19 protein-coding genes are annotated in these 24,211 nt (G+C 69.9%); 9 read left to right on the top strand and 10 right to left on the bottom strand.

Translation table 11 applies throughout. The features are described 5' to 3' along the window. Nucleotides 1-61: 61 nt before the first annotated feature. The 8 genes from PotMrB4_RS25345 to PotMrB4_RS25310 form a co-directional block, all read right to left on the bottom strand. Nucleotides 62-994 carry a transglutaminase family protein gene (locus PotMrB4_RS25345; protein WP_044401207.1) on the bottom strand — a complete coding sequence of 311 codons (933 nt, stop codon included), beginning with the start codon at nucleotides 992-994 and terminating at the stop codon, nucleotides 62-64. Further along, on the bottom strand, nucleotides 994-3,489 hold the full coding sequence (locus PotMrB4_RS25340; RefSeq protein ID WP_172434778.1) for a circularly permuted type 2 ATP-grasp protein: 2,496 nt from the start codon (nucleotides 3,487-3,489) through the stop codon (nucleotides 994-996). The genes PotMrB4_RS25345 and PotMrB4_RS25340 overlap by 1 nt, the downstream gene beginning before the upstream one ends. 27 nt (nucleotides 3,490-3,516) lie before the next feature. After that, a complete protein-coding gene (locus PotMrB4_RS25335) occupies nucleotides 3,517-6,798 on the bottom strand; it encodes a transglutaminase family protein (protein WP_172434777.1) in 3,282 nt (1,093 codons plus the stop codon). Nucleotides 6,799-7,320: 522 nt separating this feature from the next. Further along, nucleotides 7,321-8,442, bottom strand: a complete 1,122-nt coding sequence (locus PotMrB4_RS25330; RefSeq protein WP_172434776.1) for an SO2930 family diheme c-type cytochrome — start codon at nucleotides 8,440-8,442, stop codon at nucleotides 7,321-7,323. Beyond that, nucleotides 8,439-9,680, bottom strand: a complete 1,242-nt coding sequence (locus tag PotMrB4_RS25325) for a parallel beta-helix domain-containing protein (protein WP_074970510.1) — start codon at nucleotides 9,678-9,680, stop codon at nucleotides 8,439-8,441. Before PotMrB4_RS25325 ends, PotMrB4_RS25330 begins: the two co-directional genes overlap by 4 nt. 91 nt (nucleotides 9,681-9,771) lie before the next feature. Continuing rightward, nucleotides 9,772-10,218, bottom strand: coding sequence for a GNAT family N-acetyltransferase (locus tag PotMrB4_RS25320; RefSeq protein ID WP_172434775.1), 447 nt, complete (start codon nucleotides 10,216-10,218; stop codon nucleotides 9,772-9,774). A 3-nt stretch (nucleotides 10,219-10,221) separates the two neighbouring features. After that, nucleotides 10,222-10,596, bottom strand: a complete 375-nt coding sequence (locus tag PotMrB4_RS25315; RefSeq protein WP_074970506.1) for a thiol-disulfide oxidoreductase DCC family protein — start codon at nucleotides 10,594-10,596, stop codon at nucleotides 10,222-10,224. 73 nt (nucleotides 10,597-10,669) lie between these two features. Beyond that, nucleotides 10,670-11,257, bottom strand: a complete 588-nt coding sequence (locus PotMrB4_RS25310) for an LOG family protein (protein WP_044401235.1) — start codon at nucleotides 11,255-11,257, stop codon at nucleotides 10,670-10,672. Between the two features lie 358 nt (nucleotides 11,258-11,615). Between PotMrB4_RS25310 and azu the strand changes: the two genes are divergently transcribed. After that, complete coding sequence (azu, locus tag PotMrB4_RS25305; protein ID WP_074970504.1) at nucleotides 11,616-12,065, top strand: azurin; 450 nt, start codon at nucleotides 11,616-11,618, stop codon at nucleotides 12,063-12,065. 192 nt (nucleotides 12,066-12,257) lie between these two features. Here the strand turns inward: azu and PotMrB4_RS25300 are convergent, their stop codons facing one another. Together PotMrB4_RS25300 and PotMrB4_RS25295 are read right to left on the bottom strand one after the other, a co-directional pair. Further along, a complete protein-coding gene (locus PotMrB4_RS25300) occupies nucleotides 12,258-13,283 on the bottom strand; it encodes a DUF1338 domain-containing protein (RefSeq protein ID WP_172434774.1) in 1,026 nt (341 codons plus the stop codon). Nucleotides 13,284-13,363: 80 nt separating this feature from the next. After that, nucleotides 13,364-14,275: a LysR substrate-binding domain-containing protein gene (locus tag PotMrB4_RS25295; protein WP_044401243.1), complete on the bottom strand. Its 912-nt coding sequence runs from the start codon at nucleotides 14,273-14,275 to the stop codon at nucleotides 13,364-13,366. Between the two features lie 130 nt (nucleotides 14,276-14,405). On the opposite strand from PotMrB4_RS25295, the gene amaB reads away from it, so the two are divergent. The 8 genes from amaB to PotMrB4_RS25255 all read left to right on the top strand — a co-directional run bounded on the left by amaB (nucleotide 14,406) and on the right by PotMrB4_RS25255 (nucleotide 23,855). Then, complete coding sequence (gene amaB, locus PotMrB4_RS25290; protein WP_074970500.1) at nucleotides 14,406-15,896, top strand: L-piperidine-6-carboxylate dehydrogenase; 1,491 nt, start codon at nucleotides 14,406-14,408, stop codon at nucleotides 15,894-15,896. 33 nt (nucleotides 15,897-15,929) lie between these two features. Beyond that, a complete protein-coding gene (gene amaA / locus PotMrB4_RS25285; protein ID WP_044401250.1) occupies nucleotides 15,930-17,213 on the top strand; it encodes an L-pipecolate oxidase in 1,284 nt (427 codons plus the stop codon). A 439-nt stretch (nucleotides 17,214-17,652) separates the two neighbouring features. Next, a complete protein-coding gene (locus PotMrB4_RS25280) occupies nucleotides 17,653-18,774 on the top strand; it encodes a branched-chain amino acid ABC transporter substrate-binding protein (RefSeq protein WP_044401252.1) in 1,122 nt (373 codons plus the stop codon). 275 nt (nucleotides 18,775-19,049) lie between these two features. Then, the gene (locus tag PotMrB4_RS25275) at nucleotides 19,050-19,964 is read left to right on the top strand and encodes an ABC transporter permease subunit (protein ID WP_044401255.1); all 915 of its coding nucleotides are present in this window, start codon (nucleotides 19,050-19,052) and stop codon (nucleotides 19,962-19,964) included. A gap of 2 nt (nucleotides 19,965-19,966) precedes the next feature. Further along, nucleotides 19,967-21,244, top strand: coding sequence for a high-affinity branched-chain amino acid ABC transporter permease LivM (gene livM / locus PotMrB4_RS25270; protein ID WP_044401258.1), 1,278 nt, complete (start codon nucleotides 19,967-19,969; stop codon nucleotides 21,242-21,244). Continuing rightward, nucleotides 21,241-22,116, top strand: coding sequence for an ATP-binding cassette domain-containing protein (locus PotMrB4_RS25265; RefSeq protein WP_074970495.1), 876 nt, complete (start codon nucleotides 21,241-21,243; stop codon nucleotides 22,114-22,116). Before livM ends, PotMrB4_RS25265 begins: the two co-directional genes overlap by 4 nt. Then, on the top strand, nucleotides 22,113-22,829 hold the full coding sequence (locus PotMrB4_RS25260) for an ABC transporter ATP-binding protein (RefSeq protein ID WP_074970493.1): 717 nt from the start codon (nucleotides 22,113-22,115) through the stop codon (nucleotides 22,827-22,829). Before PotMrB4_RS25265 ends, PotMrB4_RS25260 begins: the two co-directional genes overlap by 4 nt. Before the next feature lie 96 nt (nucleotides 22,830-22,925). Beyond that, nucleotides 22,926-23,855: an ornithine cyclodeaminase family protein gene (locus tag PotMrB4_RS25255; protein WP_172434773.1), complete on the top strand. Its 930-nt coding sequence runs from the start codon at nucleotides 22,926-22,928 to the stop codon at nucleotides 23,853-23,855. Nucleotides 23,856-24,211: the final 356 nt, after the last annotated feature.

Here is a 24,211-nt window from a genome sequence, read left to right as displayed (position 1 = left end):
GGGCTGGCGTTTTTGTGTGTGCGCTCCAGCGGATGAGCCTCCCGGCTGCCGGGCGTAGAGACTAGACCGCCATCTCCCACAACGGCATCACCGTCACCCGTACCTCCGGGTCATGGCTGCCGCCCCCGAGGATCACCCCCCGCAGCGGCGAGACGTCCGAGAAGTCCCGGCCCCAGCCGAGGGTGATGTGCTCCAGGTCCGGCAGCATGTTGTTGGTCGGGTCGAAGTCCACCCAGCCGTGCCGGGGGCAGTACACCGAGACCCAGGCGTGGGAGGCGTCGGCGCCGATCAGCCGGGGTTGCCCCGGTGGTGGCTGGGTCAGCAGGTAGCCGCTGACGTAGCGTGCGGCCAGGCCCCGCGAGCGCAGGCAGGCCAGCATCAGGTGGGCGAAGTCCTGGCACACGCCACGGCGGCGCTCCAGCACTTCCACCAGGGGCGTCGCCACCTGGGTCGCGTCGGCGTCGAAGTCGAACTCGCGGAAGATCTTCTCCATCAGCGCCGCCACGCCCCGCAACAGCGGTCGGCCGAGGGGGAAGCAGTCCTCGGCGTAGTCGGCGAACTGGCGCTTCAGGCGCACGTAGGGCGATTCGCTGCGGAAGCGGCAGGCCTCCAGCGTGTCCGCCGGCAGCGGCCGCCCGGTGTAGGCCAGGCCGGCCAGCACCTGTTCCCAGGCTGGCGAGGCGTCGAGGTCGAAGGGGCCGCGGGGCAGCACCTCCACCAGCAGCCGCGCGTTGACCTGCAGTTCGTCGTGGGGGCGCTCGAAGGCCAGCCGGGTCAGCGGGTTGCCGAACACGTCCAGCCCGTCGCTGCGGGTCGAGGGCGCGGGGTGGATCTCCAGGGACTGGCCATGGCAGCGCTGCCAGGGGCATTCCCGGGGCCACAGGTGCACCTGCTGCTGCGACAGCGACACCGGCGAGGCATAGCGGTAGAGGGTGTCGTGGAACACCTGGTAGCGCGCGCCCTGGGGCGCGAGGGAGAGGGCGGGGGCGTGCATCAGGTGGACACCGTTTGCTGGCTGACGTCATCGACATGGGCAAAATAGCGCAGCCCGAGGCGGTCGGAGAGCTGGCCGGCGAGGGTGGCGATCTCCTGCAGCAGGCCGGCCAGCCCTTCCAGCACCTCGTCGACGCTGTCGGCGCCGAACAGCGGGTTCTCCAGGCTGCCCAGGTCGAAGGCCAGCAGGCGCCCGATCAGCCCGCTGAGCACCAGCTCCTGGGGCGCCCCGAAGGTCTCGTGCACGCGCGCCAGCGAGCGTTCCAGCGCCTGCAGCTGGAAGCGCAGGGCGTGGGGGTTCTGTTCGTGCAGCAGCAGCAGGTCCAGCACCGGGATCAGCTGCGGCGAGGCCAGGTAGCGCGAGCGGTAGGTGATGGTGCTGTTGCCCAGCTCCAGCAGCCAGTCCAGGGTGCCGGCCTCCCAGGCCGCGCCACCGCGCAGGACGCCGGCGATGGCCTCGGCGAAGAACTGCACCCGCTCGATGCGCCGGCCGATCATCAGGAAGCGCCAGCCGTCGTCGCGGGTCATGTCGTCCAGGGCGAAGCCCGACAGCGCCGCCATCGACATCAGCAGCCGGCCGAGGAAGTCCAGGGCATCGCCCAGGTCCACCTGGCGCGGGTCGAGGGCATTCACCTCGCGTTGCAGCTCCAGCAGCGCGTGCCAGTTCTCCCGCGACAGGCGCCCGCGCACCTGTGCGGCGGACCAGTGCAGCCGGCGCAGGTTGGCGCGCAGGCTGAAGGGCCAGTCCTCGCTCAGCAAAGCGTCCAGCAGGCGCCGCTCCAGGGGCGCGTCGCCGGCCGGCAACTGCCCCAGCTGGCCGGCCAGGTGCAATGCGCTGTGCAGCGCCTGCTCGTCGCCGTCGGCGTCCACGTAGCGGGTCAGCACCACCCGCAGCAAGCGCGCCGAGTCGTCGCAGCGCTCGGCGTAGCGGCCGAACCAGAACAGGTTCTCCACCAGCCGCGAGGGCAGGTACGGGTCCTGGCGCACCAGGTCGCGCACCCCCAGTTCGCGCGGGCGCAGCGGTTCCCCGGTCACCGGGCGGTCGGCCAGCACCCAGGTGTCCTTGCTGGCGCCGCCACGCTGCATGGACACCACCTCGGCATCCGCCTCCGAGGCCACCCGCGTCAGCCCGCCGGGCATCACCCAGTAGCCGCCGTCGGCCGTGGCCACCGCGAACACCCGCATGCCGATGGCGCGGGCCTGCAGGGTGCCGCCGTGGTCCGGCTGCCACACCGGGGCCAGCGACAGCTGCGCCTGGTGCTGCGCCACGTAGGCGTGGGGGCGGGCCCGCAGGCGCTGGTGCAGGGCCTCGCGCTCGGGGGCCGAGAGGGTGTGGCCGAAGACCGGCTCGAAACTCTGGGAAGGGAAGGCCGGTTTGATCACCAGCCCCTCCAGCCCGGTGAGGATCTCCCCCAGCGCGCCCGGCTCGCCGCACCAGCGGGTGCCCACGGTGGGCAGCAGCAGCTCCTCGCCGAACAGGCGGCGGTTCACCCCCGGCAGGAAGCCCAGCAGCCCCGGTGATTCCAGCACGCCGCTGCCCAGGGCATTGGCCACCAGCACCCGGCCCTGGCGCACCGCCTCCAGCAGGCCGGGCACGCCCAGGGCCGAGTCGGTGCGCAGTTCCAGCGGGTCGCAGAAGTCGTCGTCCAGGCGGCGCAGTACGGCGTGCACGCGCTTCAGGCCGCCCAGGGTCTTCAGGTAGAGGGTGGCGTCGCGCACCGTCAGGTCGCTGCCTTCCACCAGGGGGAAGCCCAGCTGGCGGGCCAGGTACAGGTGCTCGAAGTAGGTCTCGTTGAAGCGTCCGGGGGTCAGCAGCACCACCAGCGGCGTCTCGCCCTCGCTGGGGGCCTGGCGCAGCAGGGTGTCCTGCAGGGCGCGGAAGTAGCCGGCCAGGTACTGCACCCGCAGGTCGCGGTACAGCTCCGGCAGGGCGCGGGAGACGATCTGCCGGTTCTCCAACGCATAGCCCGCGCCGGAAGGGGCCTGGGTGCGGTCGGCCAGCACGTGCCACTGGCCGTCGGCATCACGCGCCAGGTCCACCGCGTAGCTGTGCAGGAAGCGCCCGCCCGCCGGGCGGATGCCCTGGCAGGGCCAGAGGAAACTGGTGTGGCCGAACACCAGCTCGCTGGGCAGCAGGCCCTCGCCCACCAGGCGCTGCTCGCCGTAGAGGTCGGCCAGCACCGCGTCCAGCAGGCGTGCGCGCTGGGCCACGCCGGCGGCGATGGGCGCCCATTCCGTCGCGCTGAGCAGGTTCGGCAGCAGGTCCAGCTCCCAGGGGCGGTCGGTGCCCTTGGGGTCGGCGTAGACGTTGTAGGTGACGCCGTTCTCCTGGATCTGCCGCACCAGCAGCTCCTGGCGCTGGCGCAGCTGGGCCGCGCCGCTGCGCGCCAGTTGCTGGTGCAGGCGCTGCCAGTGGGGGCGCACACGCCCCTCCGCCTCCAGCAGCTCGTGGTAGACGGTGGGGCTGTAGGGGTAGTGGGCGAGCAGGTCAGGCATCGGGGACTCGGTTCAGGGTGGCCCGGATCAGCGGCGGCGCAGGTCCAGGGTCATGGGCAGTTCGTCGCTCCTCGCCGGGGCGGTGACCTCCAGCGTGCCGGGGGTGTGCCCGTGGCGGAAGAAACGCGCCAGGCGCCGGCTTTCCGCCTCGTAGGCGTTGACCGGCACGCGCTCGTAGTTGCGCCCGCCCGGGTGGGCCACATGGTACTGGCAGCCGCCCAGGGAGCGCTGCATCCAGGTGTCGACCAGGTCGAACACCAAGGGCGCGTGCACGCCGATGGTGGGCTGCAGGCACGCGGCCGGCTGCCAGGCGCGGTAGCGCACGGCGCCGATGTACTCGCCGACCCGGCCGGTGTTCTGCAGCGGCACCGGCTCGCCGTTGCAGGTCAGCACGTAGCGGTCCGGGGCCAGGCCGCCGAGGCGCACCTGCACCCGCTCCAGGGAGGAGTCGACGTAGCGCACGGTGCCGCCGATGGCGCCTTCCTCGCCGAGCACGTGCCAGGGCTCCAGGGCCTGGCGCAGCTCCAGCTCGATGCCCTTCACGGCGAAGTCGCCGTACCGCGGGAAGCGGAACTCGAAGTGCGGGTCGAACCAGTCGCTGCGCACCGGGTAGCCGGCCTCGTTCAGCTCCTGCACCACGTCCTCGAAGTCCTGGCGGACGACGTGCGGCAGCATGAAGCGGTCATGCAGGTCGGTGCCCCAGCGGGCCAGCTTCGGCGGCGCGTAGGGCGCCTCCCAGAAGCGCGCCACCAGCCCGCGCAGCAGCAGCTGCTGGGCCAGGCTCATGCGCGCGTGGGGCGGCATCTCGAAGGCGCGCAGCTCCAGCAGGCCCAGGCGGCCGCTGGCGCTGTCGGGGGAATAGAGCTTGTCGATGCAGAACTCGGCGCGGTGGGTGTTGCCGGTCACGTCCACCAGCAGGTTGCGCAGCAGCCGGTCCACCAGCCAGGGCGGGCAGTCGCTGCCGGGTGCGGGCATCTGCGAGAAGGCCACTTCCAGCTCGTAGAGCGCATCGTTGCGCGCCTCGTCCACCCGGGGTGCCTGGGAGGTGGGGCCGATGAACAGGCCGGAGAACAGGTACGACAGCGACGGGTGGTTGTGCCAGTAGCTCACCAGGCTGCGCAGCAGGTCCGGGCGGCGCAGGAAGGGCGAGTCCGCCGGGGTGGCGCCGCCAAGGACGAAATGGTTACCGCCGCCGGTGCCGACGTGGCGGCCGTCGACCATGAACTTCTCGCTGGCCAGCCGCGTCTGCCGGGCTGCCTCGTAGAGGAACTCGGTGCGCTCCTCCAGCTCGTCCCAGCTGCTGGCCGGGTGGATGTTCACCTCGATCACGCCCGGATCCGGGGTGACGCGGAAGCATTCCAGGCGCGGGTCGCGGGGCGGCTCGTAGCCCTCCAGCAGCACCGGGCAGGCCAGGGCCCCGGCGGTGGCCTCGATCGCCGCCACCAGTTCCAGGTAGGCCTCCAGCTCCCCCAGCGGCGGCATGAACAGGTACAGCCGGCCCTCGCGGGGCTCGGCGCAGAGCGCGGTGCGGGTGATGCCGCCGGCGGACTGGTGCGGGCCGGGTGGCTGCTGTGCCGGCGTGGCGGCCCCATGGCGCGGCTGGGTGCGCAGCTCGGCGGCTTGGCGCAGCGGGGGGAAGGCCTGGCTGGGGTCGGCGGCCTGTACATAGGGGTAGTCCGCCTCGCTGACCCAGGGTTGCGAGTCCAGCGGCAGGCGATAGCCCAGCGGCGAGTCGCCGGGGATCAGCCGGCAGTGTTCGTCCCGCAGGAACCAGGGGCCGGTCTGCCAGGCGTCGCCGGCCGGGCTGCGCGCCAGCGGCAGCACCTGCCCGACCACGCTGCCCAGGCCGCGCTCGAACACCCGGCGCAGGCGTTCACGCTCCAGCGGGTCGGCCAGGCGCGGGTCGTCCGGGGTGACGTTGATCGGCAGGCGGCGCTCGCGCCACAGGTAGTAGAGGGCGTCTTCATAGGCCGGGAACAGCGCCGAGTCCGGCAGGCCCAGCTGCTGCGCCACGCCGGCCAGGAAGCGCGCCGCCAGCTCGGCGTCGGCGCCGTAGTCGCGGCGTTCGTCGGCCAGCAGGGCGCGGTCCTGCCAGACCGGCTCGCCGTCCTTGCGCCAGAAGCAGTTCAGCGACCAGCGCGGCAATTGCTCGCCGGGGTACCACTTGCTCTGGCCGAAATGCACCAGGCCCTGGGGTGCGTAGTGGTCGCGCAGGCGGTGGAACAGCTCGGCCGCCAGGCGACGCTTGTTGGGGCCGAGGGCGGCGGTGTTCCACTCCGGGTCGTCGGGGTAGTCGATGGCGACGAAGGTCGGCTCGCCGCCCATGGTCAGGCGCACGTCGCGGGCCTTCAGGTCGCGGTCGATGCGCCGGCCGAGGTCCTGGATGGCCTGCCATTGCGCGTCGCTGTAGGGGCGGGTGACCCGGGGCGCTTCCCAAACCCGCTCCACGCGCATGCTGTGGCTGAACTCGCACTCGCATTCCTCCAGCATCCCGCTGATGGGCGCGGCGGAGGAGGGCTCGGGGCTGCAGGCGAGCGGGATGTGGCCTTCACCGGCGAACAGCCCGGAGGTGGGGTCCAGGCCGATCCAGCCGGCGCCGGGCAGGTACACCTCGCACCAGGCGTGCAGGTCGGTGAAGTCCACCTCGGTGCCGCTGGGGCCGTCGAGGGCCTTCTGGTCGGCGGTGAGCTGGATCAGGTAGCCGGAGACGAAGCGTGCCGCCAGGCCCAGGTGGCGCAGCAACTGCACCAGCAGCCAGGCGGAGTCGCGGCAGGAGCCGGAGCCCTTCTCCAGGCTCTCCTCCGGGCTCTGCACCCCAGGCTCCAGGCGGATCAGGTAGCGGATGTCGTTGGCCAGGCGCTGGTTCAGCTCCACCAGGAAATCCACCGTGCCCCGGGGCGTGCGGTCCACGCCGGCCAGGTAGTCGGCGAACAGCGGTGTGGCCGGCAGGCGGATCAGGTAGGGCGCCAGTTCGCGGGCCTCGTCGGCGGTGTAGTCGAAGGGCGCCAGCTCGGCGTAGGGCTCGAGGAAGAAGTCGAAGGGGTTGAACACCGCCATCTCGGCCACCAGGTCCACCTCGACCTTGAGTTCGCCGGTCTTCTCCGGGAACACCAGGCGCGCCAGGTAGTTGCCCTGGGGGTCCTGCTGCCAGTTGATGAAGTGCTGCTCGGGCAGCACCTTCAGGCTGTAGCCGAGGATGCGGGTGCGGCTGTGGGGCGCCGGGCGCAGGCGGATCACCTGCGGGCCGAGGGCGATGGCCCGGTCGTAGCGGTAGTGGGTGACGTGATGCAGAGCGACGTGGATCGACACGGCGTGCCTCCTGCGAGCCTGGGCGATGAGCCTGCTGCGCAAGTCTCATGCCAGCGGCCAGGGTCCTGTTTTGGGGTGGTCGACGGCGCTTGCAGCACCGCATTGGGGCCGCAACCGCACCGTTTCGAGCGGCCTGCACGAAAATGGTTCGTGCCGCCCTCGGGTCGGGTCCGCGGGTGAGCTTAGACAGGGAAGATGACCGGCGCGCAGGCGGAGGCAGCCGTGCCCGCCCCATCGCGGATGAATCCGCTCCCACAGGGGCGCGGCATAGGTAGCCCGGGCTTCAGCCCGGGAGGCCCGAGCCAGTCGGTAGGGCGGACGTCGCTCTCTACGTCCACCGACGGTGCTGCGGGTGACGCCGCTGGTGGACCGGTGAAGCGTGGTCCACCCTGCGCCCCCCATCGCGGATGAGTCCGCTCTCACAGGGCGCGGCGTAGGTAGCCCGGGCTTCAGCCCGGGAGAGACGAGCCAGTCGGCAGGGCGGACGTCACTCTTCACGTCCACCGACGGTGCGGCTGGGGCCTAGCTCTGGCAGTTGCCCGGCAGGCTGGCGATCCAGCGTTGGAGGATGTCCAGGCCCTCGCGGTGGGTAGTGGAGCGGCCCAGCTCCGGCATCATCACACTGGGGTCGGTGCTTTCGACGCGGTAGGTGAGCACCGAGGCGTCGGGCTGGCCGGGGTGGATGTCCACCAGGCGGTCGCCGGAGCCCTTGCCCGCCGCCACCGGCTGCTTGCACAGGCCGTAGTTGATGCCCATCGCAGCCGCCGCATCGAGGAACAGCCCGGAGGTGCGCGCCGGTCCCTTGGGGTTGTGGCAGTGGCCGCAATTGGCGTCCAGGTAGCTGCGGGCCTGCCGCTCCAGGGGCTCGTCGGAGCGCGGGTGGCCGAACAGCGCGTTGCGCGGCAGGTCGGCGACCGGCCCCGGTACACCGGCGAGAAAGCCCCGAGCCTGCCAGCGTTCCAGCTGGTTGGCGTTGCCGTCGGCGTACACCAGCTCGCGGTTCAGGTGGCGAACCTTGGGCCCGAGCGGGCGCACACCCTCGCCGTGGCGCTCTTCGTGGCAGCCGGCGCACTGGTTGGCGTCGGGCACCTGGTAGTCCACCGCCAGGGGCTGCCCGGCGTAGTCCTGCAGGGTCAGGTCCAGGCTGGCGCCGGCCCATTCCAGGGTGGCTTCGCGCTGGGCTTCGTCCCACACGTAGGGCAGGGCCACCCAGCCGTCCTTCTGGCGCAGCAGGATGCGCGTCTCCACCAGCCGCACCTGGTCCAGGGGCAGGCCCTTGGCCGGGTCGCGTTCGTCGCGGGTGTTCTTCAGCAGGCGGCCCTGGGCGTCTTTCGGGTAGTAGAAGGTCTTGGTCAGCACCGTGCCCACCGGGTAGTCGAAGTGGTCTTCGCCGTACTGCGCGGGCTGGCCCTCCGGCATCCAGACGGTGCGCAGCTTGTGCGCGTAGTCGGTGAACAGCGGGGTGTTCAGGTCGTAGGGCAGCACCTCGGCGGCGGGCGTGAGGTGCCCGTCGCGCAGGTGCAGCATGCCCCACTGGCTGAGCGTCTCCGGGTAGGCATCGCCTTCGGGCAGGAAGCGCGGCGCCTGCTCCCGGCCGCAACCGGCGAGGAGCAGCAGCGCCAGCAGGAGCGCGCGCCCCTTCATGCGCCAGGCGCCTTGGCCGGGGTGCCGAGGACGATTTCCGGCAGGCGCGGCAGCGTGCAGCGGTGTGCGCTCATGTCGGTGCTGATGTTCTTGTAGCCGTTGGGGCCGTCGACGTTGATCAGCGTGGCCTCGCCGTTGTCGACGCAGATGCCCAGCTCTGCCGGCAGCTTGCCGTCCACCCGCTTGGCGGGGTTCACGTAGCCGTCCCAGAGGATGTCCGGCAGGCGGCCGTTGAGGCCGAACTTGGCCAGCTTGAGGGCCTTGAGTTCGAGGTTGTCGGGGCTGTCGCCGCCCGGTCCGAAGCGGTTGCCGTGGATGTAGATGCGCTCGGGGTAGGGGTCGAAGCTCTCCGAGGTGGAGAGGTTGGTGTAGCCGGTGCTGAAGTAGCTGCTGACGATGACGTTGGCGGTGCGGTGGCCGCCGATGTCGTTGTCGAAGATCTCCACGTCGTCGTTGGAGTTGATCACCACGCCGGAGCCCGCCGGCACGCTGGCCACCGGGGTGCCCTTGTGGCCGAAGTTGTCGTGGTCGTTGTCCTTGACCTGGTTGCGGTAGACCCGGGTGCCGTGCCCCGGCTGCTGCAGGTTGGGCATGTTGAACACGAGGATGCCGCCGGTGTTGCCGGTGGCGACGTTGTCGTAGACGTCGGCGCCGATGGTGTTCTCGATCTCGATGCCGGCGACGTTGCGCTCGGCGCGGCTGTTGCGCACTACCACGTTGCGCGACTGGCCGACGTAGATGCCGGCGTCGGAGGCGCCGATGGCCACCGCGCCTTCGATCAGGGTGTTCTCGGTCTGCACCGGGTAGATGCCGTAGGCGCCATTCTCGGTGGCCGGGCCGTTGGTCCATTCGGTGCGCACGTTGCGGATGACGATGTTCTTGCCGCCCACCACCTTGAGCGCATCGCCCTTGGTGTCCTCCAGGGCCAGGTCCTCGATGGTGAAGTCCGAGGCATCCACCAGCAGCCCTTCGGCGCCGGCCTTCTGGCCCTTGAAGTTGAGGATGGTCTTGTCCATCCCGGCGCCCTTGAGGGTCACGCCGCTGACCTTGAGGCTGAGGCTGCGGTCGAGCTGGTAGGTGCCGGCGGGAATCTCGATGACGGTGCCCGGCTTGGCCTTGATCAGCCTGGCCTGCAGGTCCTTCTGGAAGTCCGCGTGGGTGGTGGGTGCCTTGTCCTGCTCGCCGCAGGCGGCCAGGACGAGTGACAGCGCAAGAAGGGAGAGAGGGGCGATACGCATGGCAGGCTCCGTCATTGTTTTTATTGAGTTGGCACTATAGTGCTAAAAACAATGTGTAACCAGTTCTTTCAGGGGCCTGCCGCCCGGCGGTTCAGGCGGGCAGACGCAGGTGCAGGATGGGGAAGGGGCGGCCGGAGCCGTCCAGCTCGGAGCGCTGCTCCAGCTCGAAGCCCAGGTGGTGGTAGAAGCCCACGGCCTGCGGGTTCTGCTCGTTCACATCCACCGCGCGGGCGCCGTCCACGTCGATGGCGTGTTGCATCAGGCGGCGCCCCAGGCCCTGGCCGTGGCAGGCCGGGTCGACGAAGAGCATCTCCACCTTGCCCTCGGCGGTGCCGACGAAGCCGTGCAACTGGCCGGCCGCGTCCCGTGCGGCGGTGAGCCGTACGCAGTCCAGGTAGGTGTCGCGCACCAGGGGGCGGAAGAAGTCGATGTCGTCCTCGCCAAGGAAGTGATGGGTGGCGCGCACGGCGGCTTCCCAGATGGCTGCCAGGCGCTGGCGGTCGGCGTCGGTGAGGGTGGAAAGGGTTTCCAGGTCCATGGGTTACCAGTGTCCTTTGCGTCGGTTCCAGTGGTAGAGCAGGCGGGCAAAGGCCTTGTAGCCCAGCTGCGCCAGCGAATGGACAAGAGGCAGTGACAACAGGCGGGCCTTCCAGCGCTCCTTCGGCGAGTGGCGCCAGAGCACGATGAAGGCGTCCACGCCCATGCGCTTCACGCCCTGTTCATCCACCACGTGCAGGCGCTCGCGCACGTATTCCAGCGATTCGCCGATCTCCGCGACGGCGTCGTTGTCCTGGTGGATGTCGGCCCATTGCACCTGGCAGGCGGTGGTCTTGTCCTTCTGCCCTTCGATGCCCGCCCGGCACACCGGGCAGGCGCTGTTGTAGTAGACCTTGATGCGGTCCTGGTCATCGGCCATGGGGGCACTCCCTGCGCGGGCCGGATCGGCCCGGGCGCCAGGGTGCTGCAGCGCCCCTCGGGCTGTCCAGCGGTCAGTGCGGCTTGCGGTCCACCCATTTGGGCGCGACGGTGGGCTGCCAGGCTTCCAGGCGGCCGAGCAACTGGTCGGGGGTGCCGCCGACCTGCAGCATGCCGCGGTGCTGGTCACGCACGAAGCGCTCTTCCACCAGGTGGTCGAGGAACTCGGTGAGCTTGCCGTAGAAGCTGTTCACCTCCAGCAGGCCCAGAGGCTTGCTGTGGTAGCCGAGCTGGCCCCAGGTCCACACCTCGAACAGTTCCTCCAGGGTGCCCAGGCCGCCGGGCAGGGCGATGAAGGCGTCGGCCAGTTCGGCCATGCGGGCCTTGCGCGCGTGCATGCCGTCGACCACTTCCAAGCGGCTCAGGCCCTTGTGGCCAATCTCCGCCTCTTCCAGGCTGCGCGGGATGATGCCGATCACCTCGCCGCCAGCAGCCAGGGCTGCATCGGCCACGGTGCCCATCAGGCCCACGGCGCCGCCGCCGTACACCAGGGTGATGCCGCGCTCGGCGAGGGTGCGGCCCAGGTCGCTGGCCGCGCGTTGGTAGATGGGGTTGGCGCCGGGGCTGGCGCCGCAGAATACGCAGACGGAGCGCAAGGTCATGATCGGTTCCTGGCGAAAAAAAGCGCGCAAGATTACCGACTTCGCACCCGTCCCGGAAGCGGCGCATGGGCGCAGCTTCCGAACGGTAGGGACGCGCCGGGTTCAGTCGGCGCAGGTGCCGCTGGCGCCGGCAGCGTAGGCGGCGAGCAGGCTCTGCAGGAAGTTCATGGCAAGGCTCCATTGGGATGACGTGCACAGCCTAGGGGCGCCCGCCGTGGCCTGCACGACAAGGCTTTGCATCGCCCTCATAGGCGGTTGCCAATCGTGCGGCCCGTTGCCGCAGGTTATGGGAACTGGCGCTCGAGTCAGGCAGTCTTCCGTGTCGGGCGCTTTGCCCAAACCTGCCAAGGAGAAACCCATGATTCGCAAGCTCGTCGTTGCATCCGTGCTGGCCCTGGCCAGTGCTCCGCTGCTCGCTGCTGAATGCTCCGTGGATGTCGAGGCCACCGACCAGATGACCTTCAACACCAAGGAAATCAAGGTCAGCAAGAGCTGCAAGAGCTTCACCGTGAACCTCAAGCACGTGGGCAAGCTGCCCAAGAACGTGATGGGTCACAACTGGGTGCTGACCAAGACCGCTGACGCCCAGCCGGTTGCCACCGAAGGCATGGCCGCCGGTGTCGACAAGGACTACCTGAAGGCCGACGACGCCCGCATCATCGCCCACACCAAGCTGATCGGTGGCGGCGAGAGCACCAGCGTCTCCTTCGACGTGTCCAAGCTGGCTGCGGGTGAAAGCTACGAGTTCTTCTGCTCGTTCCCCGGCCACGTGGCGATGATGAAGGGCAACCTGGCCCTGGTCGACTGATCACTCAGGCAAGGCAAGAAGGCCGCTCATCGAAGCGGCCTTTTTCATGGGTGTTTTTTGTCCACCACACGGGGACACGGCGAACGCCAATGGTGGATGGAAAGAGCGCCATCCACCCTGCGCCCCGACCGACGACGTACCGGTGTGCTGGGGCGAACTCTGCTCGCGAACTCCCGGGTTGGGGAGCCCGTATCAGGCCCCGACCTGCCCCGCCGTCATCTTGAAGATGCCCTGGGCATTGCTGCTGTCGAAGGCCAGGTCCAGGCGGCCGGTGCTGTCGTCCACCCGGCGCTGGATGAACTCCACGAAGGACCCCGGCACCTCCCGCTGCACCGGTCGGCCGCTGGCGTCCAGCAGCTCGCGCCGGACCTGCACGGCGCGGTAGGCGGTCTGCAGGACGCGGCCGGAGGCGGAGACCTCGATGCTCGGCTTCATCGGCCGGCCCTTGGCGTTCTGCTCGGCCACCAGGGCCTCCAGGTCGGCGACGCGGTCGGTCAGGTGGTTGAACATGTTGCCCTCGGTGGCGATCCAGGCCATCTCCACGCTTTCCTCCCGCAGGCGCAGGTAGTCCGCTTCGTGCGGGGCCGGGTGCTGGCGGTCGAAGGCGGCGTGGAGCGCCGGGAGCAGTTCGCGGGCCTGGGCCGGGCTGCACTGGCGCTGCCGCCAGAGCTGGTCGAGCACCGCCAGGTGCGTGGGCGAGAGCGGGTCGCGGCTCTGGCCCACCACGCGGCTCACGGCCTCGCGGAAGCCTTCGCTGAAGCGTCCCGGGTGCAGTTCGGAGACGAAGAACTGGGCGATGTCCTCCGGCAGGTCGAGGTGCCGGTAGGCGTGCCCGGTCATGTTCAGGCGGGTCAGCGGGTAGGTGCGCACGTCGGTGAAGCCTAGGGGCTCCAGCAGGCGGTTGAAGGCCTGGCGACCGCGCGGCAGCGCGCCGTTGTCCGGCCAGTCGACGGTGCGGATGGCGCCGTGATCGAAGCACACCTGGCGCCCGGCGGCGCGCTGTTCCTCGACGTAGGTGCGGCCGATGGGCACCGCCTCCACCAGCTTGTGGAACAGGCACAGGTTGAGCGCCTCGGCCAGCCAGGCGCGGTGCACCTGCCGGTCATCGAAGGGGAAGGCGGCCAGGCCCTCGGGCACTTCCACGTGGGTGCGCACCCAATGGGCGGCGTCGGGGCCGATCACATGGGCAACCAGGTCGAACAGGCGGTCGGTGGACATCGGCGGCTTCCAGCGGCGAGGACGATGGCGTTATCCAAGCAGCCGGGCGGGGGCGCGGCAAACGAAAAAAACCGCTGCATTCATTCCGTTTTTTCCTGATGGGGCGGTTCCAGCTGCTCGCGCATCCAGCGCACGAAATCGCGCACCTTGGGTACCTCGGCGGTGTGCTCGGGGTAGGCCAGGTAGTAGGCGTTGCGGCTGGGCATGGCGTGGTCCCAGGGGATCGCCAGCTTGCCCTCGGCCAGCTCCTCTTCCACCAGGAAGCGCGGCAGCAGGGCCACGCCGCAGCCGGCCTGGGCGGCGCGGATGCACATGTAGGAGGTGTCGAAGCGCGGCCCGTGGTAGCTGTGCTCGGTGTGCCGGCCCTGGCTCTGGAACCACTCGTGCCAGGCTTCCGGGCGGGTGGCGTTCTGCAGCAGCACCAGGCGGGTGAGCTGGGTGGGGTCGGTGAAGGGCGCCTCGGGCAGGGTGGAGGGGGCGCACACCGGCACCACTTCCTCGCTGAACAGGCGGATGCACTCGGCGCCGGGCAGCGCGCCCTGGCCGAAGAACAGCGCCACGTCGGCGCGGCCCTGCACCAGCGCATCCGGCTCCAGCTCGTTGCGCACGTCCAGATGGATGTTCGGGTGGCGCAGGCGCCAGCCCTTCAGGCGCGGGATCAGCCAGCGCGCGCCGAAGGTGGGCGGCGTCGCCACCCGCAGCACCTCGGTCTCGCCGCCGTAGGACAGCATGTAGTGGGTCGACATCTCCACCTGGGTGAGGATCTTGCGCACCTCGGCCAGGTACAGCGCACCCGCCGGGGTCAGCTGCAGGCGCCGGCGCACGCGGCGGAACAGCAGGTGCTGGAGCATGTCCTCCAGCTGCGCCACCTGCTTGCTCACGGCGCTCTGGGTCAGCGCCAGCTCTTCCGAGGCGCGGGTGAAGCTCAGGTGCCGGGCCACGGCCTCGAAGCATTGCAGGGCGGTGAGGGAGGGCATGTGGCGCTTGAGCATGGGCGGGTCCGGGCGGCTGGGGTTCATGAGCAAACGGAATGATATGTGGAGCAAAGGTCGTTTGTTGGCAAGCCCCCGGAGCGGCTAATACTGGCGCCGACCTTTCATCCCGTGCTTTCCAGGAGTTCCCATGGTTGCCGCATTGCTCGATCGCCTCGGCGTCGCCCCCGGCCTCTACCAGCAGGGCGATCACGCCGTGCACACCCCCATCGACGGCAGTGTCATCGGCCAGGTGCGGCTGCAGGGCCGTGACGAGGCGCGGGCCTGCATCGAGCGGGCCGATGCCGCCTTCCAGGCCTGGCGCCAGGTGCCGGCACCGCGCCGGGGCGAGCTGCTGCGTCGCTTCGGCGAGGCGCTGCGGGCGCACAAGGCGGACCTCGGCGAGCTGGTCTCCTGGGAAGCCGGCAAGATCGCCCAGGAAGGCCTGGGCGAGGTGCAGGAGATGATCGACATCTGCGACTTCGCCGTCGGCCTGTCGCGTCAGCTCTACGGCCTGACCATCGCCTCCGAGCGGCCGGGCCACCACATGCGCGAGACCTGGCACCCGCTGGGTGTGGTCGGGGTGATCAGCGCCTTCAACTTCCCGGTGGCGGTGTGGTCGTGGAACGCCGCGCTGGCGCTGGTGTGCGGCAACAGCGTGGTGTGGAAGCCCTCGGAGAAGACCCCACTCACCGCCCTGGCCTGCCAGGCGCTGTTCGAGCGCGTGGCCGCTGAGTTCACCGAGGCCCCGGCGCACCTCTGCCAGGTCCTGCTGGGTGCCCGCGAGGCCGGCGAGGCGCTGGTGGACGACCGCCGCGTGGCGCTGGTCAGCGCCACCGGCAGCACCCGCATGGGCCGCGAGGTGGCGCCCCGGGTGGCCGCGCGCTTCGGCCGCAGCATCCTCGAACTGGGCGGCAACAACGCGATGATCCTCGCCCCCAGCGCCGACCTCGACCTGGCGGTGCGGGCCATCCTCTTCAGCGCCGTCGGCACCGCCGGCCAGCGCTGCACCACCCTGCGCCGGCTGATCGCCCACGAGTCGGTGAAGGCCGAGATCGTCGAGCGCCTCAAGGTCGCCTATGCCCGCGTGCGCATCGGCCACCCGCTGGAGGGCAACCTGGTCGGCCCGCTGATCGACCGGGGCAGCTTCGAGGCCATGCAGGCCGCGCTGGACAAGGCCCGCGCCGAAGGCGGCACGGTGTTCGGCGGCGAGCGCCAGCTGGCCGAGCGCTACCCAGGCGGCTACTACGTGTCGCCGGCCATCGTCGAGATGCCGGGGCAGACCGAGGTGGTGTGCCACGAGACCTTCGCGCCGATCCTCTACGTCATCGGCTACCGCGACTTCGACGAGGCGGTGGCGCTGAACAACGCCGTGCCCCAGGGCCTGTCGTCCTGCCTGTTCACCACCGACGTGCGCGAGGCGGAACGCTTCCAGTCGGCGGTGGGCAGCGACTGCGGCATCGCCAACGTCAACATCGGCCCCAGCGGGGCGGAGATCGGCGGCGCCTTCGGCGGCGAGAAGGAAACCGGCGGTGGCCGCGAATCCGGCTCCGACGCCTGGAAGGCCTACATGCGCCGGCAGACCAATACCGTGAACTATTCCCACGAACTGCCGCTGGCCCAGGGCATCACCTTCGATTGAGCGGGTCGCTACACCGGCCCTGAGGAGTCGTGCATGTCCCTGCGTTCGTCCTGTCTCTGGGAGTCCGTGACACCGGCGTTGCCCGAGGCCGCCGCGCTGTCCGGCGAGGTCCGGGCCGACGTCTGCGTCATCGGTGGCGGCATCACCGGCCTGAATGCCGCCCTGCGCCTGCTGGAGGCGGGGCGCCGGGTGTGCGTGCTGGAGGCCCATGAAGCGGGCCATGGCGGCTCCGGGCGCAACGTCGGGCTGGTCAACGCCGGCCTGTGGATTCCGCCGGACGACATCGTCGCTGGGCTCGGCGAGGCGGTCGGCGAGCGCCTCAACCGCACCCTCGGCGGCGCCCCGGCCCAGGTGTTCGAGGTGATCGAACGCTACGGCATCGACTGCCAGCTGCGCCGCGAAGGCACCCTGCACATGGCCCACAACGCCCGTGGCCAGGCTGACCTCGCCAGCCGCTGTGCCCAGTGGCAGCGGCGTGGCGCTCCGGTGGAACTGCTCACCGGCCAGGCCTGCCGCGATGCCACCGGCACCGACCGCATCGCCGCGGCGCTGCTGGACCGCCGCGCCGGCACCCTCAACCCCATGGGCTACACCCGTGGGCTGGCGCGGGCCGTGGTGGGGCAGGGCGGCCAGTTGTTCCACCACAGCGCGGTGAACCGGCTGGAGCGCCAGGGCTCGCTCTGGTGCGTCGCCACCGAGCGCGGCACCGTGATGGCACCCCAGGTGGTCATCGCCTCCAACGCCTACACCGAAGGGGAGTGGACCGAGCTGCGCCGCCACTTCTTCCCCGGCTTCTACTACCAGGTGGCCTCGGCGCCGCTGACCGGCGAGGCTGCCGCGCGCATCCTGCCGGGCGGGCAGGGCTCCTGGGACACCCGCCAGGTGCTCAGCAGCATCCGCCGCGACGCCGAGGGCCGCCTGCTGCTGGGCAGCCTGGGCAATGGCGCGCAGAAGCCGCTGTGGTTCCTCAAGGCCTGGGCCGACCGCATCCAGGGCCACTACTTCCCCTACCTGGGCAAGGTGGAGTGGACCCACACCTGGACCGGCTGCATCGCCTTCACCCCGGACCACCTGATGCGCCTGTTCGAGCCAGCCCCCGGGCTGGTGGCGGTCACCGGCTACAACGGCCGGGGCGTCACCACCGGCACCGTGGTCGGGCGCGCTTTCGCCGACTACCTGCTGGGCGCCTCGCCGGATGCCCTGCCGATGCCCTTCCAGCCGATGACGCCGGTGGCCGCCGTGGGCCTGCGCAGCGGCCTGTACGAGCTGGGCTTCTCCCTCTACCACGCCGGGCAATGCCTGCGGGTGGTCATCTGATGGGCCACCGCCCCGACCGCCCGGCCGGGCGCGGTGCGGTCCCTTCGCGACAGCGGCACGCCGAGCCGGGCCTTCGCCCGGCCTGCGACGCCGTGTCCATCACACTGTCGGCAATCCGGACCGCCGCCCGGGCGGTCATGCACTAGCCTGTATTGGTGCGCGAGCCCGCCGCCCGCGCACCAGGCGTGTGCACTTCGGTGACAGTGGCAGTTACCAGGGGTTGCGCTTGCGGCGCCATGGGTTGCTATTGCCTGGCGAGTGCTCGGAATGAGGGGTGCTGCCGGGTTGCACCTTTGCTCGGAGGCGGGTTGCACATTGCCGTTCCAGACGGTTCGGAGGGCTGTACGACGTTTTTTCAGGACGCGCAAAAACGAGTGGCACGGCGCTTGCTGAAGTAACCGCTGCCAACACATAACCCCCCCTCAGGAGCACAACTCCCATGCCTCACAAGTCTTTCAAGAAAGGTGTTCTGGCTGTTGCGGTTTCCAGTGTTATGAGTCTGTCTTCCCTGGCGTTCGCCGACGTGGTGATCGGCGTGGCCGGTCCGCACACCGGCGCCAACGCCTCCTTCGGCGAGCAGTACTGGCGTGGCGCGAGCCAGGCCGCCGAGGACATCAATGCCGCCGGTGGGGTCAACGGCGAGAAGATCAAGCTGGTCAAGGCGGACGACGCCTGCGAACCGAAGCAGGCCGTGGCCGTGGCCAACCGCCTGGTGGACCAGGACAAGGCCATCGGCGTGGTCGGGCACTTCTGCTCCTCCTCCACCATCCCGGCGTCGGAGGTCTACGACGAGGCGGGCATCATCGCCATCACCCCCGGCTCCACCAACCCGCAGGTCACCGAGCGCGGCCTGTCCGGCATGTTCCGCATGTGCGGCCGTGATGACCAGCAGGGCATCGTCGCCGGCGACTACATCGTCGACGTGCTCAAGGCCACCAAGGTGGCGATCGTCCACGACAAGGACACCTACGGCCAGGGCCTGGCCGACGCCACCAAGGCGCAGCTGGCCAAGCGCGGCGTGAAGGAGGTGCTGTACGAGGGCCTGACCCGTGGCGAGAAGGACTTCAACGCCCTGGTCACCAAGATCCGCGCCAGCGGGGCGGAAGTGGTCTACTTCGGCGGCCTGCACCCCGAGGCCGGCCCGCTGGTCCGGCAGATGCGCGAGCAGGGCCTGACCGCCAAGTTCCTCTCCGGCGACGGCATCGTCACCGACGAGCTGGTCACCACCGCCGGCGGCCCGCAGTACGTCAAGGGCGTGCTGATGACCTTCGGCGCCGACCCGCGCAAGATCGCCGACGGCGCCGCCGTGATCGAGAAGTTCCGCGCCAACGGCTTCGAGCCGGAAGGCTACACCCTCTACTCCTACGCCTCCCTGCAGGCCCTGGCCGCGGCCTTCAACGGAGCCGGTGCCAACGATGCGGCCAAGGCGTCCGCCTGGCTGAAGTCGCACCCGGTGCAGACCGTGATGGGCAAGAAGGAGTGGGATGCCAAGGGCGACCTGAAGGTATCCGACTACGTGATCTACGAGTGGGATGACCAAGGGAAGTACCACCAGCAGTAAGCGCCGGCCGGGAACGGCCGCGCGCCGGCCCGGCGGTGTCCACGACGCCGCCCGGCCTTCGAGCGACCGATCCCCGGCGTAATGGCTCGGCCGGCCCGCCAGGCGCCACCCGCACCTGGCCGGCCGGTGTGTTCCGGGTCCCGCTCGAATCCCACCTGCTTGTGCCGCGCAGGCGACTGCCCGACGTAACACGGCGATTCAGTGGCACCCGTCCGATTTCACTCGCGGGGGCTGGTCGAACCCAAGGCCCGTCCTCCAGAAGACGAGACTGATCAATGGACGGCATCTTCCTGCAACAGCTGATCAACGGCCTGACCCTCGGGTCGGTCTACGGGCTCATCGCCATCGGCTACACCATGGTTTACGGCATCATCGGCATGATCAACTTCGCCCACGGCGAGGTGTACATGATCTCCGCCTACCTCTCGGCCATCGGCCTCGCGCTGCTGGCCTTCTTCGGACTCGAATCCTTCCCGCTGCTGATCCTCGGCACCTTGCTGTTCACCATCGCGGTGACCGGCATCTACGGCTTCGTGATCGAGCGCATCGCCTACAAGCCGCTGCGCAACTCCACGCGCCTGGCGCCGCTGATCTCCGCCATCGGCATGTCGCTGATCCTGCAGAACTACGTGCAACTGGCCCAGGGCGCCCGCCAGCAGGGCGTGCCCACGCTGCTGGACGGCGCGTTGAAGTTCCACGTCGGCGAGGGCTTCGTGCAGCTCACCTACACCAAGGTGTTCATCCTGGTGGCCGCCTTCATCGGCATGGGCGTGCTCACCTACGTGATCCAGCGCACCAAGCTCGGGCGCATGTGCCGCGCCACCCAGCAGGACCGCAAGATGGCCTCGATCCTCGGCATCAACACCGACCGGGTGATCTCCTACGTGTTCGTCATCGGCGCTGCCATGGCCGCGCTGGCCGGCGTGCTGATCACCATGAACTACGGCACCTTCGACTTCTATGCCGGCTTCATCATCGGCATCAAGGCCTTCACCGCGGCGGTGCTCGGCGGCATCGGCTCGCTGCCCGGCGCGATGCTCGGCGGGATCATCCTCGGGGTCGCCGAGGCGCAGTTCTCCGGGATGGTCAACACCGACTACAAGGACGTCTTCAGCTTCTCCCTGCTGGTGCTGATCCTGATCTTCCGTCCCCAGGGCCTGCTCGGCCGCCCGCACGTCGCCAAGGTGTAAGCATGTCTTCTGCCTCCAAGATCGATATCAAGAAGAGCCTGGTGGACGCCATCGTCGCCGGCCTGCTGGCGCTGATCGTGTTCGGCCCCATCGTCGGGGTGGTGCTCGACGGCTACAGCTTCAACCTGCAGCCGGAGCGCGTCGCCTGGATGGTCGGCGCCGTGGTGGTCGGCCGCTTCCTCCTCAGCCTGTACCTGCAGAGCGCCGGCGGTTCCGGCCTGCTGGAGCGCTTCGAACGCGGCGGCTCCGGCGTCCACGTGCTGCCGCCGGACCACCGCAGCGCGATGCGCTGGGTGCTGCCGCTGGTGATCGTCGCCGCGGTGATCTTCCCCTTCTTCGCCAGCAAGTACCTGCTCACCGTGGTCATCCTCGGGCTGATCTACGTGCTGCTGGGCCTGGGGCTGAACATCGTGGTCGGCCTCGCCGGCCTGCTCGACCTCGGCTACGTGGCCTTCTACGCCATCGGTGCCTATGGCCTGGCGCTGGGCTACGAGCACCTGGGGCTGGGCTTCTGGAGCGTGCTACCGCTGGCCGCCCTGGCCGCCGCCCTGGCCGGGGCCATCCTCGGCTTCCCGGTGTTGCGCATGCACGGCGACTACCTGGCCATCGTCACCCTCGGCTTCGGCGAGATCATCCGCCTGGTGCTGAACAACTGGCTGAGCTTCACCGGCGGCCCCAACGGCATGTCGGTGCCGTCGCCGACCTTCTTCGGCCTGGAGTTCGGCCGGCGGGCCAAGGACGGGGGGACGCCGATCCACGAGTTCCTCGGCATCGCCTACAACCCCAACCTGAAGTTCCTGTTCATCTACGTGGTGCTGTTCCTGGTGGTGCTGCTGGTGCTCTACATCAAGCACCGCCTCACCCGCATGCCCGTCGGGCGGGCCTGGGAGGCGCTGCGCGAGGATGAGATCGCCTGCCGCTCCCTGGGCCTCAACCATGTGCTGGTGAAGCTCTCCGCCTTCATGCTCGGCGCCTCCACCGCGGGCCTGGCCGGGGTGTTCTTCGCCAGCTACCAGGGCTTCGTGAACCCCTCGTCCTTCACCTTCTTCGAGTCGGCGCTGATCCTCGCCATCGTGGTGCTCGGCGGCATGGGCTCCACCGTCGGCGTGGTGATCGCCGCGTTCGTGCTGACCATCGCCCCGGAGATGCTGCGCAGTTTCGCCGACTACCGGGTGCTGATGTTCGGCATCCTCATGGTGGTGATGATGATGTGGCGGCCGCGCGGGCTGATCCGCATCAGCCGTGCCGGTTTCGCCCCGCGCAAAGGAGTCGCGCCATGAGCCAGGACACCATCCTCAGCGTGCGCAACCTGATGATGCACTTCGGCGGCATCAAGGCCCTCAACGACGTCAGCCTGGACATCCAGCGCCATTCCATCTCGGCCCTGATCGGCCCCAACGGCGCCGGCAAGACCACGGTGTTCAACTGCCTCACCGGCTTCTACAAGGCCACCGGCGGCAGCATCCTGCTGGACGCCCGGGGCACCTCCACCGACGTCATCCAGGTGCTCGGCGAGCCCTTCCAGCCCACCGACTTCGTCAACCCGGCGCGCTTCGGCAGCCGCCTCTACTACAAGATGTTCGGCGGCACCCACCTGGTGAACCGCGCCGGGCTGGCGCGCACCTTCCAGAACATCCGCCTGTTCCGGGAAATGTCGGTGGTGGAGAACCTGCTGGTGGCCCAGCACATGTGGGTCAACCGCAACCTGCTGGCCGGCGTGCTCAACACCCCGGGCTTCCGCCGCGCCGAGCAGGAGGCCCTGGACCACGCCTTCTACTGGCTGGAGGTGGTGGACCTCACCGACTGCGCCAACCGCCTGGCCGGCGAACTCTCCTACGGCCAGCAGCGCCGCCTGGAGATCGCCCGCGCCATGTGCACCCGGCCGCAGCTGATCTGCCTGGACGAACCCGCCGCCGGTCTCAACCCGGCGGAAACCGAGGCGCTCAGCCGGATCATCCGCACGCTGCGCGACGAACACCAACTGACCGTACTGTTGATCGAGCACGACATGGGCATGGTGATGAGCATTTCCGACCACATCGTGGTGCTGGACCACGGCGTGGTGATCGCCCAGGGCGGCCCCGACGCGATCCGCAACGACCCGAAGGTGATCGCCGCCTACCTGGGCGCCGACGAGGAGGAGGTCGCATGAGTGCCCCCCTGCTCGAATTCAAGGACGTCGACGTCTTCTACGGGCCCATCCAGGCCCTGCGCCAGGTCAGCCTGCACATCAACGAAGGGGAGACGGTGAGCCTCATCGGCGCCAACGGGGCCGGCAAGTCCACCCTGCTGATGTCGATCTTCGGCCAGCCCCGCGCAGCCGCCGGGCAGATCCTCTACCAGGGCGTCGACATCACCCGCAAGTCGCCGCACTACGTGGCCTCCAACGGCATCGCCCAGTCCCCCGAGGGGCGCCGCGTGTTCCCCGACATGAGCGTGGAGGAGAACCTGCTGATGGGCACCATCCCCATCGGCACCGCCCACGCCGACGAGGACATGCAGCGCATGTTCGACCTCTTCCCCCGGCTCAAGGAGCGGCGCAACCAGCGGGCCATGACCATGTCCGGCGGCGAGCAGCAGATGCTCGCCATCGCCCGTGCGCTGATGAGCCGCCCCAGGCTGCTGCTGCTGGACGAGCCGTCCCTCGGGCTCGCGCCCATCGTGGTCAAGCAGATCTTCCAGACCCTGCGGGAGCTGGCGAAGAGCGGCATGACCATCTTCCTCGTGGAGCAGAACGCCAACCACGCGCTGAAGCTCTCCGACCGCGCCTACGTGATGGTCACCGGGGAGATCCGCATGAGCGGCACCGGCGAGGAACTCCTGGGCAACCAGGAGGTGCGCAACGCCTACCTCGGCGGCCACTAGCCCGCCGTCACCCACGCCGCCACCCGGGCCACCGGGGGCGGCTGCCCCTGGAACGCGGCCACCGGCAGGGTGGCCGTGCCGGCAAAGGAGCGCGTCATGTCCAGCATCCGTTTCTTCACCAATGCCGAGGTCGCGGCGACCCTGGCCTATCCCGCACTCATCGAAGCCCTGCGCCAGGGCCTGGCGCAGCCCGCCGAGGCGCCGGTGCGCGCCTGCCACGCCCTGCCGCAGGACGCCTCGCTGCTGTGCATGCCGGTGTGGCGCACCGGGCAGGGCGTCGGCGTGAAGCTGGTGACGGTGTTCCCCGGCAACGGCGCCCAGGGCCTGCCCGCCGTGGCGGCGGTGTTCGCCCTGTTCGACGACGTCACCGGGCAGCCCCTGGCGCTGCTCGAAGCCTCCGAACTCACCGCCCGGCGCACCGCCTGCACCTCGGCCCTGGCGGCGGATCACCTGGTACGCGCCGACGCCGAGCGCCTGCTGGTGGTGGGTACCGGCACCCTGGCGCGGCACATGGTGCGTGCCCATGCCTGCGTGCGCGGCTACCGCCGCATCGAACTCTGGGGCCGTGACGCGGGCAAGGCGGCGGCGTTGGCCACCGCACTGCGCGACGAGGGCTACCCGGTGCAGGCGGTCGGCGACCTGGCCAGCGCCGTGGCCACGGCGGACTGCATCAGCTGCGTCACCACCTCCCGCGAGCCGCTGGTGCGGGGCGAATGGCTGCGCCCCGGCACCCACCTCGACCTGGTCGGCGCCTTCCTGCCGAGCATGCGAGAGACCGACTCCGCCGCCGTGGGCCGCGCCCGCGTAGTGGTGGACACCCGCGAAGGCGCGCTGGAGGAGGCCGGCGACCTGCTGTTCGCCATGGCCGACGGCGCCTTCGACGCCGACCGCCTCGACACCGAACTGCGCGACCTGCTCGCCGGACGCGGCGCCCGACGCGATGCCACGGAGATCACCCTGTTCAAGTCGGTGGGCTACGCCCTGGAAGACCTGGTGGCCGCGCGGGTGCTGTTGGCCGGCGCCTGAGCCAGGCGCTCCACCGGCCCACCAGGCGGGGTCACGGCGAGCGCCATTGGTGGATGGAAAAAGCGCCATCCAAGGCGCACAGAGCCGGTCCGTAGGATGCGGTGAGCTCAGCGAACCGCATCGATGCCCCGTACGTGGCGGCCATGCAGGGTGGGCCGGGCGGCGTTCCGCTTCAGCCCACCAGCGGTGGTCAACGTGGGCTGAAGCCCACCCTACGGCACCGTCTGGGCGAATGAATTCGCCCCTACAGGCGCAGGCGGGCACCTCGCGCTGCTCACAAAATCTGTGGACCGGGCTGTTGAAAACATGTGGGCAGCTGGCTGCCAGGCCCGACCGGCGGTCGTCCGCGGCGCTTG

It is taken from the genome of Metapseudomonas otitidis (assembly GCF_011397855.1).
In the GTDB taxonomy this organism is placed as follows: Bacteria; Pseudomonadota; Gammaproteobacteria; order Pseudomonadales; family Pseudomonadaceae; genus Metapseudomonas; species Metapseudomonas otitidis.
Note: the sequence above shows the minus strand (reverse complement) of the source record. Positions and strands in the feature narration are given on the sequence as shown.

Bases quoted from the DNA above. Each gene is read 5' to 3' on its own strand.
- PotMrB4_RS25310 (WP_044401235.1), bottom strand. From the start codon at position 11,257: ATGACCTTGCGCTCCGTCTGCGTATTCTGCGGCGCCAGCCCCGGCGCC.
- PotMrB4_RS25265 (WP_074970495.1), top strand. From the start codon at position 21,241: ATGAGCCAGGACACCATCCTCAGCGTGCGCAACCTGATGATGCACTTC.
- PotMrB4_RS25295 (WP_044401243.1), bottom strand. From the start codon at position 14,275: ATGCTCAAGCGCCACATGCCCTCCCTCACCGCCCTGCAATGCTTCGAG.
- PotMrB4_RS25275 (WP_044401255.1), top strand. From the start codon at position 19,050: ATGGACGGCATCTTCCTGCAACAGCTGATCAACGGCCTGACCCTCGGG.
- amaB (WP_074970500.1), top strand. From the start codon at position 14,406: ATGGTTGCCGCATTGCTCGATCGCCTCGGCGTCGCCCCCGGCCTCTAC.
- livM (WP_044401258.1), top strand. From the start codon at position 19,967: ATGTCTTCTGCCTCCAAGATCGATATCAAGAAGAGCCTGGTGGACGCC.
- PotMrB4_RS25325 (WP_074970510.1), bottom strand. From the start codon at position 9,680: ATGCGTATCGCCCCTCTCTCCCTTCTTGCGCTGTCACTCGTCCTGGCC.
- amaA (WP_044401250.1), top strand. From the start codon at position 15,930: ATGTCCCTGCGTTCGTCCTGTCTCTGGGAGTCCGTGACACCGGCGTTG.
- PotMrB4_RS25260 (WP_074970493.1), top strand. From the start codon at position 22,113: ATGAGTGCCCCCCTGCTCGAATTCAAGGACGTCGACGTCTTCTACGGG.
- PotMrB4_RS25330 (WP_172434776.1), bottom strand. From the start codon at position 8,442: ATGAAGGGGCGCGCGCTCCTGCTGGCGCTGCTGCTCCTCGCCGGTTGC.
- PotMrB4_RS25255 (WP_172434773.1), top strand. From the start codon at position 22,926: ATGTCCAGCATCCGTTTCTTCACCAATGCCGAGGTCGCGGCGACCCTG.
- PotMrB4_RS25345 (WP_044401207.1), bottom strand. From the start codon at position 994: ATGCACGCCCCCGCCCTCTCCCTCGCGCCCCAGGGCGCGCGCTACCAG.
- PotMrB4_RS25340 (WP_172434778.1), bottom strand. From the start codon at position 3,489: ATGCCTGACCTGCTCGCCCACTACCCCTACAGCCCCACCGTCTACCAC.
- azu (WP_074970504.1), top strand. From the start codon at position 11,616: ATGATTCGCAAGCTCGTCGTTGCATCCGTGCTGGCCCTGGCCAGTGCT.
- PotMrB4_RS25320 (WP_172434775.1), bottom strand. From the start codon at position 10,218: ATGGACCTGGAAACCCTTTCCACCCTCACCGACGCCGACCGCCAGCGC.
- PotMrB4_RS25315 (WP_074970506.1), bottom strand. From the start codon at position 10,596: ATGGCCGATGACCAGGACCGCATCAAGGTCTACTACAACAGCGCCTGC.
- PotMrB4_RS25300 (WP_172434774.1), bottom strand. From the start codon at position 13,283: ATGTCCACCGACCGCCTGTTCGACCTGGTTGCCCATGTGATCGGCCCC.
- PotMrB4_RS25280 (WP_044401252.1), top strand. From the start codon at position 17,653: ATGCCTCACAAGTCTTTCAAGAAAGGTGTTCTGGCTGTTGCGGTTTCC.